The sequence below is a fragment of the Rhodocytophaga aerolata genome, assembly GCF_030503435.1.
Classification (GTDB): domain Bacteria; phylum Bacteroidota; class Bacteroidia; order Cytophagales; family 172606-1; genus Rhodocytophaga; species Rhodocytophaga aerolata.
Window position 1 is genome coordinate 1 of the sequence record NZ_JAUKPO010000017.1, and the last position, 21894, is coordinate 21894.

The following is a 21894-nucleotide window of genomic DNA, read 5'->3' on the forward strand; positions in this document are numbered from 1 at the left end:
CTAAAGTTAGGAGCACTGCTCATCACAAATCAAGGCTACTCTACCGGACGGATACGAAATAATTGTCCATTCCTTGCTCTAATTGCCAGCCGTCCTCATAAGCCTTTAAGTAAATGTCTTCATATTTGACCGATCGCCATAACCTTTCCACAAATATATTATCAACAGCCCTTCCTTTACCATCCATGGAGGGTTGAATGCCATTAGAAAGCAATACTTCCAAGAACAGATCAGCCGTAAATTGACTGCCCTGGTCAGTATTAAACAGAACTGGTTTACCGTGTTTTGTTAATGCTTTTTTCAAGGTTTGGCTACACCATTCCGATTCCATGGTATTGGAAATAGACCATTCCAGCACGTAGCGGCTATACAAGTCAATGATAGCCATCAAGTACATAAAGCCTTTTTTCATCGGAATATAGGTGATATCGGTAGCCCAAACCTGATTAGCCCCTGTAATGGACAATCCCTTTAACAGATATGGGTAAATTTTATGTGCTTTGTTTGCTTGAGATGTATTAGGACGGCAGTAAATGGCTTCTATACCCATTACCCGCATCAAACGCCTCACACGTTTGTGGTTCACTTGATAGCCTCCCTCTTGCAAGAACACGGTCATTTTCCGATATCCATAAAAGGGAGTCTTCAAATATTGTTTGTCTAGTAGAGACATTAACAGTAAGTCTTCAGTGTCCACTGCTACAGGATGATAATATAAGCCTGAACGATGCAATCCCAACAAAGCCGTTTGACTAACCAGACTTAAGGTATGGCCAGGTTCAATCATCTTTCTGCGTTTCAACAGGCTCATTATCCCAACTTTTTTTTGAGAAAGCTAACCTCCATTTGGAGCCGCCCGATTTGTTCATACAGAGAGGAGGTGTCCTCCAAGGGTAAAACTATCTTTTTCCCTTGAGTACTAAATAATTCCTCTGAGCGCTCAAGTACTATCTTTTTCCAATCCATAATTTGACTGGGATGTATTTGATGACTTTTAGCGATCTCAGCAATCGTGGCTTGTCCCTTGAGAGCTTCCATAGCTACTTTTACTTTGTAGGCGGCAGTGAATTTGCGTTTGTCTTTCTTATTCATAAGTATCAAATTTAAACAGGCTATTATACTTTAGTAACCTGTCCTAAATTTGGGGTGCAGCATAGAGAGCACTTTGTATATTCGAGTTATAGTTACCATAAGAACTTTTACCATTAGGCTTAGTCAACCTTTTACTATTTATCGGTACATCATAAGTTATGACTGCCGTTTCTAAATCATACTCCTTAATCCGTCTTTCTATCTCTTGGTCTATTGCTTCAGCATTCAAAGTATTTTGGTCAAAATCGTTACCCGTCTTTATCCATAATAAATTTTGTTTTGCATACTCATTTGCATTTGCCGCTACAGGTTTTGCAAACGAGGTAGTTCTCGGTGGGCTGCTTTGCGCATTTACTTTAATAGTAACAAATGAATAAAAGCAGATTAGTAAGATTAGTCTTCTCATTATTAAATTTTGGTTTAAGAGAAAATTGTGTACAATAGTCTAAATATATACCCTTGATTTTGGCTTATTACTGAGCATGGATCTCTTCTATTTTCTGTTTTAAATGTTGTAGTATTACACTTAACAGACTTTCTATATTATAGCATTATCAGCACAATAATATATTGCAAATATTTAAAGGAAAAGTATTTACATAAAATAAAAAAGCGAATTGCTACAATCCGCTTGATTCAATCTCTAATAATTACTTGTCCTAACTCATTATCTACTAAGATATTGCCATGGTTTTTTCTTTTAGAAAGGCAAATTCATCTACACCTAGCACTGTAGAGGTCTGAGCAGATTCAACGTATAGTTATGCATTAGGCGTAGCATAGTGGAACTACTAACCAGCATAGCTAACAAAGTAGAAAGTCTGCTTCCTGCCTGGGCACTGGTAGCAAAAGCTATGTTAGTTAATCTATTATTCAAGCGAGTTGTGCGTCTCGCATAGGGCATCAAAAAAGAAAATCTTTCTGCAAAAGTTTTACGGCTACAATTTTCATTGTAGTAAAAGAAGCGTCTGGTCTGTAGCAATAGTTTTACCCTAAAGTCTGACCTTGGCAAGTCACCTGCATTTCGCACATAGCTACTATACACATAATTTTGTCCTGTTTTACAATCCGGACAGATGGCGAGAGTAGTCTGCAAACAGAGGGTAATTTCAAGTACTTGCTCCCGCTTCTCAATCGATGCTATACTCATTCCGGAAGCGGGTAATAAAAGAGATGTATCACTTCCGCAAAACATCTATTAATTCTTTTTTAGTGCCTGTTCACAGAATGTGTCGATGAACGAGTTATGGTGATATTTAACACATGTTATGACAATGCTGTGTTTTTTTACCTAGAAAAAGGAGCTGGTTTACAATCGGCAGTACATAGGCCAAGCAGGATATTTTCGAGGATATCCATAGTTTGTATAATTCCAAGAGAAGACATTCTTCAATGGGATATTTAAGCCCTGATCAAATTGAAAAAAAGTGGTAGTACACAATGGCTGCTTGATCTAGACTTAGTATCCACTATATCGGGACAAACCCATTTTAGTTATCAATGCATTTATTGAATTTTTTTATAAAAAAATATTTATTTTTAGGTATTTTTTTATAAAAAAATTTTACTCAAATTGAGTGCATCAAACTAAGTAAGTAGTAGCAACAAAAATCAACTTTTTTATTAGTATTTATAAAATATTAACTCCTCTATATTGTAAAGCAAAACATAAGTTTACTAATTGTTAATCATTTAACTATACAAGCATATTGAAAGTAAATTAGAATATGTTCAATTGACTTACTATCAGAAGTTATGCTTGGTTTAATTTATAAAATTTAACTAAATATTTCTAGAATCTATACTGGAGCAAAGCTATAAAACATTGAGCCAGATTTTGAATGATAGAACCTGGAAAAACGATCAAAAAGATTTATTACATATTGTAAATCTTAAAAAATATTTCTGCTTAAAGAGAAATATTCACATCGCCCCATATATCTATAAGTCATATTAATCAATACTGTGAACAGAAATTAGATAGTAAATATGCTCCATTTATATAATAAAGATAAATTGATTGAATTATTAGCAACTCAGCTGTCAACCTGACTTTATAAAAATTATTTTCACATAGGGATTAATTAATATATCTGCCTTTCAAGCGGTTTTCATTATGTTAATTTCTGTTCACAGTATTGATTAATACAAAACTTGTCCACACAAAAAGTTCTTGTGAAATGAGATATTCTAAAGTTTTACTGAATGTAAGTCTTATGATAACATTCTGGCTCTTTGTTGATGATAATTTATTTGCACAACAATTTGATTGGGTAATACAAGCACCAGGACCAATTACAGGAGGACAAGTAGAAAATATTAAAGACGGTGAAGTTGTAGGTGCAATCAAATCTATAGCTGTCCATCCAACTAACGCTAATATAGTATACGTTGGTGCTGTTAATGGCGGTATTTGGAAAACAAATAATGCAATGGCTACAAACCCAGTATGGATTAATCAAACTGATGACCAAAAATCTCTTTCAATAAGCGTAATTAAGTTTGATCCTATTGATGTAGCCGGCCAAACTCTTATTGCAGGTAATGGCCGCTTTAGCAGCTTTTATGGATATGGAGGCCTAAGATCAGGATTATTACGTACTACAAATGGAGGATTAAATTGGAGTTTAATTGATGGTGGAGGCATATTAACAGATATTAACATATCCGGTGCTGCAGCACGTGGACCTATTATTATTGTTAGTTCTAACAACGCTAATGACAGAAATAAAATAGGTGTTTGGCGAAGTACTGACATGGGTCGGTCCTGGCATCAGATGTCCGGTGACACCAATACAGGCTTACCAAAGGGAATAAGTTTTGATCTCGCAAGCGATCCTTCTAATAATGACATATTATTTACTAATATTTCAGGAGTAATTTATCGTAGCCTTGATATCGGCGAGACATGGACTAAGGTTAGTAATCCAACTATGGATGGAATTATGGCCGGGGCTGGTAATATAAAAATAACGGTTGGTACTAATAATGTCTATGTCGCCGCAGTAAGATCAGGGAGATTAGCAGGTGTTTTTAGATCTCCTGATGGTGGAAATAATTGGGTGACAATGAGCATACCAAATAATAATGAAGGAGGGATACATCCTGGATCACAAGGTAATATTCATCTATCTCTTGTAGCTGATCCTAGTAATCACAATGTTGTTTATATTGGAGGTGATCGTCAAAGGGTATATTTTAACGGCGATCAACCCATACCTAACTTCATAGGAGCTAAGGATTATTCCGGAATTCTTTTTAGGGGAGACGCATCTAAACCACTTGGTCAACAATGGGTACATTTAACACATTCAAAAGATAAAGGCCCAACTGGAGGGGGAACACTTAATAGTACCGCCCCTCATGCTGATTCTCGTGATATGGCAGTAACTATTAATGGTGTTCTAATTGAGGTGAATGATGGCGGAATTTATAAACGTACTAATCCACAGAATAATAATGGTGACTGGTTTTCAATGAATGGAAATATAAAGATATCTGAATTTCATTCTATAGCATGGGATGCCAACTCTGATATCATTATTGGCGGAGCTCAGGATACAGGCACTCCAGTTCAGAAGCTGCGTTCTAATCAACAATGGAAAAGTGTTTCAACGGGAGATGGCGGAGTAGTTGCTGTTGATGATATCAGTATACCTAATTCTTCTATTCGTTACTCAAGTTATTATAATCTAAGTAATTTTAAGCGAGACGTTTATAACAGAGCTAATGTACTTCAAAGCAGAGATTTTCCAGGCTTACAAGTTCTTAATGGTGGATCTAATCTCATTGCTCAATTTTACACTCCAATTAAACTTAATTCGAAAATACCAAAACGCCTTATCATTGGAGCTCAAAATTCTGTTTATGAATCTATAGATCAAGGTACAACTATTATGGAGATTGGATATGGGATAAAAGTTAATGATGAAGGTGCAAATCCGATAGCCTATGGAGCAACAGATAATGAAGATATATTATATGTAGGTTCTTACAATAGAGTGTATGTTAGAAAAGAAAAGTACCCAGATGTATTGTCACAATCAAACTCTTATAATGGTGGAAGGGTAATGGGTATAGCGAACAATCCTAATAAAGCTGATAATGCTTTTGTGATTTCAACTAATAGAGTATATCAAACTACTGATGCAGGTGTAATGTGGAGCGATATAACTGGTAACTTAGCAACTTATATTCCAGGTAATCTTCGCTCTGTTGCCTATAGTAATTATTCTAATGAAGGCGCACTTATCATTGGAAGCGATATAGGTATTTTCATAGCTATGGGACCAGATTTTTCACTTTGGAATAAGTTGGGTAAGACATTCCCTAGAGTACCTGTGCTTAGTCTAGAGTACGATCATGCAGACAGAATCTTGGTTGCAGGAACATTAGGTCGAGGCGCATTTTCTATTAACTTTCCTACTTCTGACCAAGCCCCGCCTCCTGCTGTTTTGGCAAATATTCCAACAACTCCAACAACTCCATCAGATCTAATGCAATCATTAGCAAGTCAAAATTTATCGAACCAATTCCAAAATGATAGCAATAGTGTAACCTTGAGTCCAGGTGTGGTTATCAATATTGATAAAAAAACAACATATATTATGAGCCCAAATGGTGGGATTGATGCGATAAATTTAGAAACTGGAAAAAAGATTTGGAATAATAAATCAACTGATAAACCTATAGGATTTGCTTTGAATTATCTGATTAGTCAGACAGCATCAATCTTTGCTGAAAACACTCTTCAAATTGCAGCTCTCAATGCAACAACAGGGACACAAACTTTTTCTAAGAAATTAACTTTACCTGAAGGGGTTAAAGCTTCAGTAGTTGATACATTTAGCCACTCTTTTGCTGCTATCGCTGAGTCTGTAGATGGAAATATTCAAGTAAACTGGCAATTTGCTCAATTTGAAGATCCAATGAGCCAAAAAGGACTCCCACCAGGTACAGAAGAAAGAATTCATGGACAAGAAGATAACTCAATGGCCGCACCAAGTACAATAGATACTATTGTTACTAAAAGTGGTTTGTTCCAGATAAATTTATCAACGGGTAATGTATCAACGAATATAGTGGTTAATGATTCTATAGAAACAAATATTTCGCCTGTTAAGGCACTTACAAATTTAGAAAATACTGGAGATATTTCTGTTAATCAATTCTTATCTGCAAATGAACAGCATATTTTAGTGAGTCAGCAAGTTGATAATCAAAGTTGGGAAAAATATAATCTGATAATCTTTGAACGTAAAACAAACACTCGTATCGGTGAATTTAAAAGCCATTTTTCGTTTATTCCATTTATTGTAATAGGGTCGCACATATTCTATGTAACCCAGCCTTATACTCGCAGAACACCTAAGGGCATAATAGAGGAACCCCTTAAGATTCGAGCTTATGATTTGAAAACTAATAAAGTATTATGGAGTAGACAAATTCGTGATACTACCTCACAAAAGATACTTCCACCTTAAATAAATTCTACAATTCTTTATTTACTCAAAGGTCTGTTAAAGAACCTATTTAAAGCTTTGCTAAAAGCAGTGAAATAGTGCGTAGGCCTGGAAAAACAGCAGGGCAAGCATAAGCCATGTGCACAGAAGCTTTATCAACTACGTTGGATCTATTTGCCCTTCGGCTCGAGAATCCTAGACTTTTTTTGTTACTCAAGGCATAGGACTGGCTCAAAACGTGCATTTTGCCCTGTGGCAATGACAAAAAAGTAAGAAGGTACAGTTAAAGCTATATGGTATAACTTAAGGTTCAGTAATATTTTAAATAACTTTAAACAGCTTCAAACTTTATATTTTAATATTTTATAGATTTTCATTGCTCAACAAGTTTTTTGCGTTGAACTTCCAACTCCTTGTTTATTTCTTGTATAAAGAGTAGGTTATTCAACAAAAAATACCTAAAACTAGGTATTGCAAATATAATTAAATAGTTATTCCTTTATCAAAAATCTAACTACACTTGATAAAATATAGGTAAATCCATATTGACGCTTACTTATATGTCATCGCTTAATTACATACATTTCTATATCTGTACCTTGATCTAAAATTGAATATCTACACTTAAGACTATATATATCTATTTAAAATTTGATATTTGAATGCTATGAAAACAATGTCATTTTCATTATTACTATTCTTTTTTTTCTCATTTGCATTTTCTCAAGTAATTACTAAACCTGTAATTGGGCAGCAGCCACAAATTCAAAATGCAGCTAAAAAGACAGGCATTCTAACAGCTAACAGAGTTATTATTCCAACTACTATAAGTGGTATTGATACTATTTTTTCTCCTGTGGTTACATCAGTAAATCCTACCCCAAATGTTGAACCACATATTGAAGTTTTTGAAGCATATAAGGACACAGCAAAGCTTGTTTATAATCAGAATGAAATTGAATTTGAACCAAGAATCCCTATTCCATTTATAATAAAACAAGGATTTGATGGTAGTATTAACGATAGTAGCCCTCCATTAGACAATACTATTGCATGTTCAAGTAGTGCTAGCAACAACTTTGTAGTTAGTGTTACAAACAACTGCATAGAATATTATAGAGACGATTCTCCCGCTTTTAAATTTAAGAAAGATTTACGTTCATTTATAAATTATGTAATATCGTATCCTTGCGACCCTAAAGTGTTTTTTGATCCTTTAGCAAATAGATTTATTCTATTTATGCAAAAGTGTGGAGATCCAATTCATATAAATTCTGAGATATTAATTGCCTTTTCAATATCAGATAATCCGTTAGATGGTTGGAATTTTTATAAGATCTCAGGAAATCCATTGAACAAACAAAATCATTGGTTTGATTACCCAAAACTTGGTATTACCAGAGATGGACTTTTTATAAGTGGAAATATATTTATTGGACAAAATGGTTCTGGAGGGTTTGCACAAACAGTTGTTTATCAAATTGATAAAAATTTGGGGTTTAATGGACAACAATTAAAATATCGTGTTTGGTATGATATAAATGATACTCCAGTTACGATCATGCCTGTTAGTTATGCATATAACAATACCTATGATCAAGGAGCATTTCTTTTAAGTACAACTTTTCAAAGAAATGCTGATTATATTAAATTATATGACATAACAGGAGATATTTATAATAATGCAACTACTATGAATTTTTATAAAGTACCTGTATTAGATATTAATGGCAATCCAACAACCTATGGCTTTTTTGCAAAAGCTGTTCAAATTAATACACCTATCGATAACGGTGATATACGTATCCAAGATGCGATACTAAGTAGAAATAAAATTTATTATGTTTTTACTTCAGGGAATGATAGAAATTTTAGTCGTATTAATTTCAATATTTTGGATATCCCCACTTTACAGAATAAAAGTATTCTCATAGGAGATAAATCAAATGTAAGTTATGCTTATCCCTCATTGCATATGTTCTCTGATGAGAATGAATCAACTACAGTAATGATTCAATACAATGGAACGTCAAACCAATCATATCCAGATATTAGATGCAAAACCTGCGATGATAACTTCAATTGTAGCCAAGAAGCAATTATCAAAACAGGAGAATCCATTATTAATGGATATGATAGATGGGGTGACTATTCATGTGTGTCAAAAAAACAGAACTTAAAAAATAACTTATGGTTAAGTTCTAGTTATGGAAAAAATCAAGAGAGGCAAACTTATATAAGTAATATAGTATCATTTACTCAACCGGCAATACCAGCTGATACAATACTTGCAAACCAGCTCTACAGTCCAGCTACTGTAAATTTTTCTTTGGCCTCTGAGGCTAACATTCAGGTATTGCTCAAAACAGCAGAAAAAACACAGATAATTTTTGATGGTAAAGCTGCAAAAGGAGAAAACCAGTTTCAAATTAATACTAAAGAACTTCCGGAAGGCAATTATACTATTGAAGTCGTAAGAAAGAACTTGAATAGGAAGTTAAATTCAACAACATTCGAATCTAAATAAACTTAATGAGATTAACATTAATCTCAAAATAAAAATTCAAATGAAAGAAGTTAAGTAAGTGGATAAAATAGATTAAGCTATAAATTAAAATCAGAGAAATAAACAAAGATTTAACCTATAACAGCCACAAAACCAAATTCAATAAGTATTTACATTAAATGGTTAAATCCACTTAAATATAAGTTGATATGGAAAGATTCTACATTAATAGATTAACGTGACAAGATAATTACAAATTTTACTAATCTGGTTTTGGAATTTATACATTATAATCCAGTCTGACCACTTTTGCAGCTACTTATGTTGCTACCAGTAATAATACATCTATTTAAACCTTATCAAATAACATTTCCATTTTGCGGTCATAGAGAACAAGTCTGGCTCATGGCAGTGCAAGAATGGGGAATGGCTACATGAAAGCAGTAGCCAGCTTTTTAACAAGAGCTAGATGATTTGGTAGCCATCTGTTTCTTTATGGGGTACTTGAGGATGATATTCTGTAGAGAGTAAATAATCATATTTAGCCTGAAAAATATCTAAAATTAGGTATTTCGGACAGTAAGTGTTTTCCTTAACTTTTAAAAAATTCTTATTAAAACATCCTCTTTATTATTAAGTAGTTCCATTATTTATCTAACTCTTTATTCTTAAAATTAAAGCCAAATATTTATGAAAAAATTGTTACTGATTGTACTCTTTTCATTCTTTCATCAAGTTCTGTTTAGCCAAGATATAAGAATTTATCATGGTGAAATATCTGAGTCAGTTTTTCTGAAACAAAACGATAAATTAGAAAACTCAAGTAGGGAAAGTGTCAAAATTACGAGGGGGGTAAACGGCATTGTGACAATACATATATTGAACCCTAATCCCTTCTTCTACAATTATGAAATAAAGACCGAAGACGTTGATATCAAAGACGATTATTCAGATCAATTTGCAGAATTGGTTAAATTAATCAATGCTTTACCCGACGTATCGAATCTGCTAGCGAACAGTATTCCAGTACCTGCTGCTGTAGGAGGTGGGCCATCAAGCTTTGATATATATAAAACCTATTTAGTACTTCTCAATACAGACCTTACTAATGCCAAGAGCTTCATAGAAGCATCTGACAGACCCGAAACAGTTGAAGAAGCGTTAAAAAGAGTAAGCAATAATGCTGGCTATGGATTTAGAGCAGCAGTTGCTAAAATTCAGCAGAATCTGCCTTCAGTTAAAGGCCGTTTTAATAGCAAATCGCTTGAAAAAGATTTAAATGACATCCTTGAACAAGCAGTCAGTGATGGTACATTTGATGCTTCCCTCACCTTAGGAGGGGATGCTACTTTAATAGCACTATTCAAATCAGCTTTTTTAGGATTAAATAATCAATTGGCCACAGCTGTGAAAGAGATATTAAAAGTTACTGAGAAAGATAGAATTATACGTTTTACAGTACCAGTTAAAGATAATAAACAGACAAATGTCAAACTTATCATCACAAAAATAAATGCAGAAGCAAACACCGTTCGGGAATTGTTAAATGAAGAGGTCGCCGCGATACTCCCTTTATATGTAAGAAAAAGATTTGAAATAGTTCCTGTTGTAAACCTAGTTTTTCAAGCTAATCGTCAAAAATTTTCAATTGAAAATAATTTGGTCAGAAGTGTTTCTGATGACGATGCCAAGTTTAATATAGGGGCAATGGCATTGATGAATTTCGCCTCTTTCGGTGAATTCAAAGAATATGGCGTAGGTTTTGGAATTGGATATTCAATACAGCCAAATGGTAAGGCAAGTAGTTTTTTTGCTATTCCATCTTTATCATACAAAGACATTGTTAGGTTTGGTTTTGGGTTTGGATACAATTTGTCTCCTGTTGGATTAACAAATGGAGCAAAAGTAGATGCTCCACTTCCCCCTAATATATCCAATATTGAAGATGTCATTGACTATCAAAGAAAACCTGCAGTAGTTTTTACGATTGCCATCGCTGGAATAAAATTATAAAACTATGTCATAACTACATCGATTAAAAAGTTGAAAAATTCGTGTTTTGTAACACTTGTCATTGATTCTACATTAGAACCCAGTAACCATGGAATTAATTGTAGTTTACAATATTGTATTTATGTCCATATTAATTGGGCCGATGATGACATCGTCTGCTGGTCCGTTTCTGAACAAGTAAATGGCACAATCAAGAATGAATTTTATTGTCGGGGTTTCCTTACTTTCCCTTTGGCCCACGAACGTATAGCAAGAGCCATCCATTCGTATAACTATCTGCGTCCACATGCCGGTTGTGATTACTTAATGCCTGCTCAGGCGCATTTCATAGAAGGCTGACTTACTAAAAGATGGTCTATGAATAGTACTAAAAAATAGTAATTATTAATACAAATAATTTATCTTCAATTCTGTAAAGCTATTTTAGCACTAGACCCAAAAACTTGGCAGCAACCAAGTATCAGTAAACTAAGGTCTTATATAGCCATATTTTCACTGTTTATTTTATTCAATCATTCGTTAGTAGTCATATATGAGTAGAACTGCTGGATTGCTTGTATTTCTTTGTTGTGTTAGTTGCCTAGCAACAGCTCAATCCATTCTGGTATTGGATAAGGTTAGTCTCCAGCCCATTGAAAACGTAATGATCTATACACAAGCTACAAATAACTATGTAAATACCAATATCCAAGGCATAGCCGATATTAGTCTGTTCAATGATTCACCAAAGATTCTCATTAGCCATCCTGCCTACCAGCTACAAACAATATCGTATCAGGAGTTGGCAGAAGCCAAATTTAGAGTGTTGATAACAGAAAAAATATACAACCTGGATGAAATAGTAATATCAGCCAGCAAATTTGAAGAGAAGAAATCTGATCTCCTAGGACAAGTACAGGTGCTGAAGGCACGAGAAATTGCTTTTATGAATAGTCAGACATCGGCTGAAGTACTGCAGAACTCTGGCAATATTCTGGTACAAAAAAGTCAGCAGGGGGGAGGTAGTCCCATTATCCGGGGTTTTGAAGCCAACAAGGTATTATTGGTAGTAGATGGTGTACGCATGAATAATGCCATTTACCGGGGAGGCCATCTGCAAAATGTGATTACGCTGGATAATGCAATGTTAGACCGTATAGAAGTAATTTTTGGACCAGGTTCTGTCGTATATGGCAGTGATGCTTTAGGGGGAGTCATGCACTTTGTTACAAAATCTCCGAGCCTCAAAATAGATTCTGCCACAAATGCAGTCTCGGGAAATGCTTTTATACGGTATGCGACAGCCGCCAGAGAAAAAACAGCCCATGCAGACGTAAATATTGGATTTAAAAAGTGGGCTTTCTTAAGTGCTATTACTGCTTCTGATTTTGATGATTTACGGCAGGGAACCATCCGGCGGCACGGATATGAGGATTGGGGAAAACGCACATTCAAGGTAAAAACGATTGATGGTCAAGACCAGACGCTTCCATTAAAAGATGTAAATATTCAATCTCCCTCTGGCTACACACAGCTCGACCTGATGCAGAAAGTGGTATATCGGCCAAAAGAATTCATAAGTCATCAGCTGAATATCCAATATTCTACCTCGTCAGATATACCCCGCTACGACCGGCTAACCTTGCTTGATGACAGGAGCAACCCTCGTTTTGCGGAATGGTACTACGGGCCGCAGAAACGCCTGTTTGGTTCTTATCAGCTGGAACTAAAAGCAACTAAAGGATTGTATAACAAGGCCCGGTTTGTTGCTGCTTACCAGAATATAGAAGAAAGCCGCATGGATCGCCGTTTTGAGAATCCAGTGAAAAACCACCGGATTGAAAATCTGGACATCTATACCCTAAATATAGATTTGAACCGCAATATAGCCAGCCATGAAATCCGCTATGGGCTAGAAGCTACAGATAACCAAGTTAAGTCCAGGGCTTTTGCCTATCACCAACAGCGTGGAGAGTACTCTTCTTTAGATACCCGCTATCCGGATGGAGGCAGTTTTATGCGGACTTTGGCTGCTTACCTGACTCATACCTGGGAGATCAGCCCGAAAGTGATCTTTTCAGAAGGTATCCGCTACACAGGAGTAAACTTAGTAGCAAAGTTCAACAATAAAGAATTCTTTTCCTTCTTGATGGATGAGGTGAACCAGCAATATGGAGCCCTTAATGGTAATATTGGGCTGCTGTTTAAAACCAAAGGTTGGCGTTTATCTTCGGTTGCTTCTTCCGGTTTCCGGGCACCCAATATAGATGATCTGAGCAAAGTTTTTGAGTCAGTACCCGGGCAGGTTATTGTGCCTAATCCTGGCATTAAACCAGAGTATACCTATAATGGGGAAGTGGGTATTGGAAAGGAAATTGCCGGAAAAATACAGGTAGCGGCTACCGGTTATTATACTTGGTATACCAATGCAATTACTACACAGCCTACTACGTTCAATGGGTCCAGCACGCTGCTTTATGATGGACAGGTAAGCCGGGTAACCAGGAATGTAAACGCTGGGCAAGCATTTATCTATGGAGGCAATGTTAGTATAAGCGCACAACTCAATGCACACTTTTCTTTGCAAAGTACCCTCAACTATACGCATGGTCGCATCCGCACCGACAGCACCAATTATCCGCTGGATCATATTCCTCCTCTATTTGGCAAAACAAGTATTTCTTTCACAAGCAAACAATTCAGAGCTGAGTTTTACTCCTTGTACAATGGTTGGAAACATTTAAAAGATTACAACATTGTAGGGGAAGACAACCTAGCCTACGCTACTCCTGAAGGAACACCTGCCTGGTATACTTTAAATATGCGGACAGGTTATCAGTTTAACCAGAAGTTACAGCTACAGGCTGCCCTGGAAAATATACTAGACTATAACTACCGGGTATTTGCCTCAGGTATCAGTGCCCCAAGCAGGAATCTGATCTTGACACTTCGTATCAATTTATAAGGGTGCTTGAACTTGTAACAAAGATTTGACAAAATAGTAAGCAGCTAATAGTTTAACATTAGTGAGTTATTCCATTTATCTTGGTATACAGGATTTCAAGCTAGAATGTAGCCTTTCTCAGGTATATCGGTTTTTAATTATCTTGTCCGGCGAGAGGTTGACAAAACCTCTTTAGATATTTTCCGGAAATAACAAAGGCAAAGGGCAAAGAAGATAGCTGAGTTAGATTTAGTGAGCTTCATTCTTCTCCTCCCGCCCAAGTTAAGGAGGTATATGTAACACCATAATAATAAACTAAAAAGTAACTACTGCCAATTCAGCTGCATTTATAAGGAGTGGATTATGATCAGTAAATGGTTGAGTTACAAAAAATGGCAGCCATTCATTTACAAGATCCAATATATAGTCAGTACTTTCAAGTATAAATGAACTTGTGACCTTTGATTGGCGAAAAACCAGCAGGGGAGAGGTAGCTATCTTTCAAGGGGTATTACTCGTGAAAAACGCTTCTTCAGCCTGGCTAAGCCATTGATTTTTCCTAGCGAAAAGAGGTAAAAAGGGTATTTTTGAAATTATTTTTCGAGACCTATTTGAGACCTGTATGGTATAAGTAGCTGATTTATAGCATAGAGGCGCTATACTTGTAATCAGTAGGTCGTTGGTTCGATTCCGACTGGGGGCTCTTCAAAATCAAGCAGTTACAATCTAAAAATTGTAGCTGCTTTTTTATTTGATACACATATTGATACACATAAAGATTGCAGGTGTCAATACTGAGTTCAGAATATCTGTCTAAATATGGCAAATGATCTAGTCGCATATTCTCGTGCAGGCGATATTTTTCATTATAGATGGGCAGCAAGGCGGTGTTTAAGACTTGTCTATCCTAATTCTTCATTGAATAAAATAATCATTGAAGGATCTTCTGAAACTGAAAAGGCAGGTGAGTATGTAATTGATGTTACAGAGTATGCAGAGAAAGCAGGCTATCAAAAAATTGATTACTATCAATTAAAGCATACAACTGTTCAACAAGATGAAGCTTTCACCTTAAGTGACTTGAAGGATACTTTTGAAGGATTTGCAAAAAGATTTCTTCAACATCAGCAAAAAAACCCGTCTGAAATCGCCAACATTTCATTTACTATTATTACTAATAGAAAAATAGCTGACTCATTTAAGGAGAACCTGTCAGCAATTGTGCAACAAAATAAGGCAGACGCTACTTTCACAAAAACAATTGAAAAATATACAAGTCTTACTTCAGAAGACTTGCGTTTGTTCTGCGCAGCAACGAAGTTGGAAGACAGTGAAGGAGACTACAATGTTCAAAAGAATGAGTTAAGAAGCGAATTATCTCAGTTAATCGCAGGCTCAATTGATAATGCTCAGATTAACAATCTTGTTGCATTAGTGCAGGAAAAAGTTTTGCCAGATTCTGATGGCAGTATTAACCGAGAAGAGGTTCTAAAGCGTTTTGGGATAAGTTCTGAAGGACAGTTATATCCTGCTCCTGCTATACTTGAAGAAATAAGTAACATTGTTGAGCGAGAACAACATAACACGCTTAAAGAGAAAATTATTAATTCCTCTTACCCAGTTATTGTTCATGCAGCGGGTGGAGTAGGAAAATCTGTTTTCTGCCGCCAGCTAGTTAACTCCTTACCAGAAGGTTCTGTAGGTATAGTTTATGATTGCTTTGGAGCAGGGAAATATAGAAATCCCAGTGAGCCGCGCCATGGGCATCGTCATGCGTTGGTACAGATTGCTAATGAATTAGCCACAAAAGGTTTATGCGATCCTTTGCTTGTCCAAGATACTTCGTTGGATGAGAATATCATTCGAAATTTTCTATTAAGAGTTGCAACTGCAGTTGGATCTCTGAAAAAGATAGTGGAATCGGCTCAACTATTTATAGTAATTGACGCTGCAGACAATGCTGAAATGGCTGCTAGGGAGCTAAATCATAGATGCTTTGCTCACGAACTAATAAGAGAACAAATGCCCGAAGCATGCAAACTTGTATTTTTATGTAGGACAGAACGAATCTCTTTATTGCAACCTCAAAGTTTTATTCTAAAACTGGAGCTGGACTCATTTTCCGAACAAGAAACATTACAAAACTTATGGAAACGATTTCCGAATGCAATGGAACAAGACGGAGCAGAATTTCATCGATTGACTGGTGGCAATCCTAGGGTTCAGGCAAACGCCTTGGATGTAAAGCATGATTCTGTTAATGAATTACTTTCTTCTTTAGGACCATTCGGCACATCAATTGAAAAGCAAATTGAGTTGCAGTTGAATAGGGCGGTATCTAAAATAAAGGATTTGCTCCCAAATGAGTTTCAGGATCATATTAATGCAATATGCTTAGGCTTGGCAAGCTTACCTCCACATATACCAATAGATGTATTGTCAAGAGCTGCGGACGTTAGTGTTGAGAATGTTAGAAGCTTTGTTGCAGATATAGGTCGTTCTTTATGGTTATCAGATACATCTATACAATTCAGGGATGAACCAACGGAGACGTGGTTCAGAAATACATTTTTAGCAAGTAAAAGCGATTACGAGAAGTATATTGTAAAATTAGAACCTTTAGCAAATACTTTATCCTATGTAGCAGAGGTCCTTCCTCAATTGTACTTACAAGCCGAACATTATCGAAAACTTATTGATATAGCTCTTTCAGACGAGTATTTACCTGAAAACAACCCTATAGATGCACGAAATATTCGTGTTTATCGCTTACAATTTGCCTTTAAAGCTGCCCTCAAGGCCAGAAACTATAAAGATGCAATAAAGTTAGCTATGAGGGCAGGAGAAGAGGTAGCAGGAAATCAGAGACAATTATCACTCTTACAAAATAATATCGACTTGCTTACTTCACTACAGAGTAAAGAGAAAGTACAAGAAATTGCATTCAAGAGACTGTTGAGTAGCACGTGGAATGGCTCTGAAAACGTCTATGCAGCCTCATTGTTATCCGGGATAAAGGAATATCATGGAGAAGCAAGAGGTTATTTACGCGCCGGTCTGAATTGGCTACATATTTATTTCGATGAGGCTAGGAAAAATAAAGATACAAATCGAGATGATGGTGTAAATGACAGTGATATTTTGGAGTTGGCTTATACCCATTTAAATCTTCATGGTGTAAAAGATTCGGTAGGTTTTCTACTAACTTTAAAACCCAAGGAGGCTATCTTTAGAATTGTACAAGATCTTACAAGAAGACTTATAGATTTTGGACGTTTTAAGGATATTTATGAATTTTTACAAACTAGTAGATCTGAAGTCTATTTTACAGTTGCTGTAACCAGTGAACTAATCCGAATAGGAAGATTCCCTGAGAAGTCTCTAGCCGAAGCATGTTTAGAACTACTTTGCCACTCTAGATCTAGAATTTTAAAACCGAATGATTCTCACAGAGATCAAATAACTCCTGCTATAGTCTCCTTTGTTGAAGCATGCTTATCCCTGAATTTGTCAACACAAAAGGTTTTACGTGTATTGAGGCACTATATTCCTATTAGAGCTTCACGAATGGTATATAATTCTCATTTTTCAAGTGAGCGAACGATATACCTAAAAGCCTTAGCGATTAGGAGTCTGCTTTTAGGTAAGGAAGAAGTAGATCTAGAGGAGATTTTACCGAAAGAGTTTACTGCTGAGAAAAAAAACTATGAATTAGAAAGCGAGATTACAGAGTTTAAGGAAATTGTTGGTGGTTTATTTCCCTGGTTTTTACTTCGTACTAAGATATTGTACATTAAAGATATTAAGTTAATTGAAGCTGCATATCAAATTAATGAAAAATCTGTAATAGCAAGAACGAGCAGGTATCGTAGGTATGATACTTTGCCAAGCGAGATAACCGAAATTTGTGCTTCCATCATTATACTTTACAATCAGGCAAGTACTGAGGATGTGAGGATCTTCTACGAAAAATACCTGCAAAATGATAATGCATTCAAGGTACATAGTAGACTAAATATGTTGCGAGCCGTCTATCGAACAGATCATCTTACATCTATAATTCAGCAACTTGAACCTTCTACTTTCCAGCTGATAAAAAGCTTACGTGATGACGGGCCTGAGGAGATAGCCAACAGATATATTTCACTTGCTCGCGCTGTTTTGATTACATCCGCTGAAGATGCAAGTGTTTATTTTGATGAAGCTATTAATATCGCTTCCAAATTTGGCGATGAACTTGTCTACAGATGGGAGGCTATTGTTTCTTTGGCCAAACAATCGTGCAATAGTAAAGCTGCTCCAAATGAGTTGGCATATCGATTCATTCGGTGTGCTGAATTAGTAGGAGATAATGTATACCGTGAAAAGCATTGGAATCGAAGCGAAGCAATGCGCGTTTGTACAAAAATGTCTTCTGGCATAGGCATATCAGCACTAAGTAGATGGAGAGATAGAGATATTGGAAGATTTGAATATCAGTTTGAGGAAGCCCTATACGAACTAGTGAATTCCAAAGTAATTACATCTGCTGTTGGATGGGCGTTAACCCGTTTTTTCTCCAATCATCGCCTTAATCGTTATCTGTCAATCTGTTTGGAAAATGAATTGTCCCATAATGTAAGACAGAAAATTCTGAATGATGCTGTCCATTTACTCCAGATACAAGGTACAGACCCAAGATATTGGAAAAAGTTGAATAGCGTTGCTAATAGGTTTAATCTAAATAATGAATCACTAAATGTGATTATTAAATTTTATGCGGATCAAAAGAATACTTTAGAAGAGGAACAAGGTAGCACGTTAAGTAATTCGTCTACAACCCAGTATTCTGAAAAAGATTGGGATGATATTTTCAATGGGCTTACGATTACTAACCCGGAGAGCTTTGTTAAGTTGATTGAAAGATTTGAAGCAACACTTAATAATCATATATATGGGCGGCCCATACAAAGTTTATTAAAAGAATGTCTAGACCGACTAACCTTAGAATCATTTTGGGATTTTATTAATATGCTACTAACGTCAGAAACCATCGACCGCTATGATGTTCAATATGTGCTCAGCTCTATCCCAAAAGAATGGACAAATAAAGTAAGTTTCAAAAAGAAGTGGCCAGGTATTGTGTATCGATTTGGTGAGCGATATGCACACGATTTAACTGATGAGTACTCATTTGACTCATTTATTAAAGAAGTAAACGCTGACGAATATTTAGTTTCGAAACTGAAGCTGGGAATATTTTCCGGCTTAGCAAATGGATATGAATTTGCTAATGCAAATATTTTTTTTGGATTTGTTGATCATGCATCATCCTTTATTGAAGTGCAAGATGCTTGTGACTTAGTAGAATTTTCACTTTCCCGATTTGAGTTACATACAGAGGCAGATTTCGGAGATGGGGTATGGAGTAACTGGCTAGATGTTCCAGAAGATATCAATAAAAACATTGCTGGTTTTATCTGGTCTGCGCTTGGTTCCCCTAAGTCAGCTGAAAGATGGAATGCAGCACATTGTATACGAAAACTTGCTGACCTAAATTGTACAGATATTCTTGATTCCTTGATTGGATGGTTGGAATATGATAAAGTAGATGCATTTGGTAGCAAAGAGTTTCCATTTTACAATCTCCATGCAAGGCTTTACTTACTAATAGCTTTATCTAGAACTTCTTTGGATCAACCCGAATTGGTAAAGAAGTACAGTAGTGTATTTGCAAAATATGCTTTAACTGAACCTCATATTTTAATACAAAAGTTTGCTTCTAATGTTGCGTTAAATATAGAAAGGGTTTTTCCATTGACATATGATAGCGGTATACTAATAGCCATTGAAGGCGTTGGGAAGAGTAAAATGCCCATTCAGGAAGCGGACTTTGATTTTAGTACAGATAGTTATTGGCATAAAAAAGGGGAAGTAGATACTGATATTAATTTCCATTTTGGTTGGGATTTTGACAGATACTGGTATAAGCCTCTTGGAGATGTTTTTGGAGTTTCGGGAGAACAAATTCAAGACTTAGCCGCAAATATTATTGTTAAAGAATGGAGATTAAAGTATAGGGATGGGTACAATAAAGATCCCAGAAATATTCTTTGGAATCGCTCTAGTCAAGACCGAGAAACATGGCATGACCACAGCAGTTATCCACGAACTGATGATCTGGATTTTTATTTATCTTATCACTCAATGCTTGTAGTGGCGGCAAGACTTATTGAGAAGATGCCGGTTATTTCAAAGAGAGATTGGTATGACGATGAATGGAGTGAATGGTTGTCACGGCATTTACTAACACGGGAAGACGGAAAATGGTTGGCTGACTGCAGAGATCCTTTACCATTGAAAAGACCAGAATGGATTTTTAACAGGGTTGATGGGAATGATAATTGGAAAATGGCAATTACAGATCTAGACTTTCTTACTTGCCTTAATGATCAAGAAAAGAAGGACGCTTGGATCACTGTAAAAGGAGGTTGGCATGAGAAGCAGGGTGAAAGAAGTGAGTCTTTTCATATTTCTTCAGCATTAGTATCAAAAGGAGCATCCAATGCACTTTTAAGAGCATTGGCTACGTGTAGCGATCCCCATGATTATAAACTGCCAGATTACGATGAAGATGGAATGGAGATAGACTCTGGAATTTTTAGTTTGAAGGGATGGATTAATAAACGTTCAGGATCTGAAGGGATTGACGAATTTGATCCATATGCTAACCAAGTTGAATACCCCCCTTACTCTGTCGGAAGTTCAATAAAAGAGATTCTAGGTTTAACTTTGAATAGTGAAGGCAAGTGCTGGTCTATTAATGGTTCTCAAGAAGTCTCTCTAATTTGCGAAACATGGAATAGCTCCAGGAAAACTAAAGACGAAGAGCCAGCCCAATCTGGTATGCGATTAAAGGCGAGTTTAAAATTTCTTAAACATATCTGTAAAGCTCTTAATTGTGAATTAATTTTTAAGGTCTCTATTAAAAGAGAAATCATTTATAAATATAGAGAAGGCAAAAGAGAGTATGAAGAACCACAATACCGAATTTTTATTTTATCAGAGGATGGAAAACTCAGAACTACTCACGAAAGTTATCAACTTAGGTAAATTATTTGTAAAAGAGCTTGGGCTTGAGCCAGGTGTGGATACTTTTTCCCGGTGGATGGCCCATTATATTGCAGAGAAGATGACTCTGGCTGAAAATTTACCTTCAGGTAAAGAGAAAGACGATGCTGAAAAGGATTGTTTTGAAACAATATTAAAGCTATGGAAGCATAGAAGCTTCCTTCCCAATGGTAGAAGGCCATTGGAGAATTTTGAACCAATTCTTAAGGTAATAAAGAGTCTTGATCCGGAAAGTAGTGAGCCTTTTTTTTATAAGCTTACTAAAAACAAATTATTAGAAATTGAAACCGATAACCCCATCTATCACAAAATAAAGGATTACCTTGAAAATACTTTGCAAATTGATCGGGTTGCAAAAATTTGGATAGAGTATCTTTTAAACCAAGCTGCTATAAAAGCTAGTGACGAGAATACAGAAGGATGGCTTAACATCGCAGGTGATATTCCTGATAATGATGATGTACAAGCAATCAAAATTATTTTGGAGGATTTGGAGGATATAGATTCGGAAGAGCTTAAGGAAGAGCAGCTCATTTCCTCATGGGAGAAATCTCAAATAAAAAAGAGAATTGAAGAGCTAGAAAAATTCGCAGAGCTAAACACGTTTCTGCTAAATCATTATAAAGCAGATCTTTTAAGATTGTAAGCGTCTGATGAGGTATAGAGGGATTGAGATGGTCTAGTTTTACTTTATCCAGCAATTCCATAAACATTATGGCTGATGGTCACTCTTCTAGGAAGATATCTTATGGTAATTTGGAAATGGACTGCCCTTATTAAGTAAGAGA

Annotated in this window: 11 protein-coding genes and 1 pseudogene; 8 read left to right on the top strand and 4 right to left on the bottom strand. The window is 35.9% G+C overall.

Annotated features, from left to right (window positions below; all coding sequences use genetic code 11):
- Positions 1 to 40: 40 nt before the first annotated feature.
- From Q0590_RS23065 to Q0590_RS23080, 4 genes are all read right to left on the bottom strand, one after another.
- Entirely contained in the window at positions 41 to 811 is a 771-nt protein-coding gene (locus Q0590_RS23065; protein ID WP_302039978.1) for an IS3 family transposase, read from the bottom strand.
- Positions 811 to 1092, bottom strand: a complete 282-nt coding sequence (locus Q0590_RS23070) for a transposase (protein WP_302039979.1) — start codon at positions 1090 to 1092, stop codon at positions 811 to 813. Before Q0590_RS23070 ends, Q0590_RS23065 begins: the two co-directional genes overlap by 1 nt.
- A gap of 43 nt (positions 1093 to 1135) precedes the next feature.
- Positions 1136 to 1498, bottom strand: a complete 363-nt coding sequence (locus Q0590_RS23075) for a hypothetical protein (RefSeq protein WP_302039980.1) — start codon at positions 1496 to 1498, stop codon at positions 1136 to 1138.
- Positions 1499 to 1816: 318 nt separating this feature from the next.
- Complete coding sequence (locus Q0590_RS23080) at positions 1817 to 2242, bottom strand: hypothetical protein (RefSeq protein WP_302039981.1); 426 nt, start codon at positions 2240 to 2242, stop codon at positions 1817 to 1819.
- A gap of 114 nt (positions 2243 to 2356) precedes the next feature.
- Between Q0590_RS23080 and Q0590_RS37780 the strand changes: the two are divergent.
- The 8 genes and pseudogenes from Q0590_RS37780 to Q0590_RS23115 all read left to right on the top strand — a co-directional run.
- Positions 2357 to 2526 (top strand): annotated as a pseudogene (locus Q0590_RS37780) (IS3 family transposase); the annotation flags it as partial.
- A gap of 746 nt (positions 2527 to 3272) precedes the next feature.
- A complete protein-coding gene (locus Q0590_RS23085; RefSeq protein ID WP_302039982.1) occupies positions 3273 to 6575 on the top strand; it encodes a WD40/YVTN/BNR-like repeat-containing protein in 3303 nt (1100 codons plus the stop codon).
- Positions 6576 to 7221: 646 nt separating this feature from the next.
- The gene (locus Q0590_RS23090) at positions 7222 to 9081 is read left to right on the top strand and encodes a hypothetical protein (RefSeq protein WP_302039983.1); all 1860 of its coding nucleotides are present in this window, start codon (positions 7222 to 7224) and stop codon (positions 9079 to 9081) included.
- A 669-nt stretch (positions 9082 to 9750) separates the two neighbouring features.
- Positions 9751 to 11073 carry a hypothetical protein gene (locus tag Q0590_RS23095; protein ID WP_302039984.1) on the top strand — a complete coding sequence of 441 codons (1323 nt, stop codon included), beginning with the start codon at positions 9751 to 9753 and terminating at the stop codon, positions 11071 to 11073.
- A 30-nt stretch (positions 11074 to 11103) separates the two neighbouring features.
- Positions 11104 to 11412: an integrase core domain-containing protein gene (locus Q0590_RS23100; RefSeq protein ID WP_302039985.1), complete on the top strand. Its 309-nt coding sequence runs from the start codon at positions 11104 to 11106 to the stop codon at positions 11410 to 11412.
- Between the two features lie 193 nt (positions 11413 to 11605).
- The gene (locus Q0590_RS23105) at positions 11606 to 14017 is read left to right on the top strand and encodes a TonB-dependent receptor plug domain-containing protein (protein WP_302039986.1); all 2412 of its coding nucleotides are present in this window, start codon (positions 11606 to 11608) and stop codon (positions 14015 to 14017) included.
- 798 nt (positions 14018 to 14815) lie between these two features.
- Positions 14816 to 21088 carry a P-loop domain-containing protein gene (locus Q0590_RS23110; protein ID WP_302039987.1) on the top strand — a complete coding sequence of 2091 codons (6273 nt, stop codon included), beginning with the start codon at positions 14816 to 14818 and terminating at the stop codon, positions 21086 to 21088.
- Positions 21045 to 21752, top strand: coding sequence for a hypothetical protein (locus Q0590_RS23115; RefSeq protein WP_302039988.1), 708 nt, complete (start codon positions 21045 to 21047; stop codon positions 21750 to 21752). The genes Q0590_RS23110 and Q0590_RS23115 overlap by 44 nt, the downstream gene beginning before the upstream one ends.
- Positions 21753 to 21894: the final 142 nt, after the last annotated feature.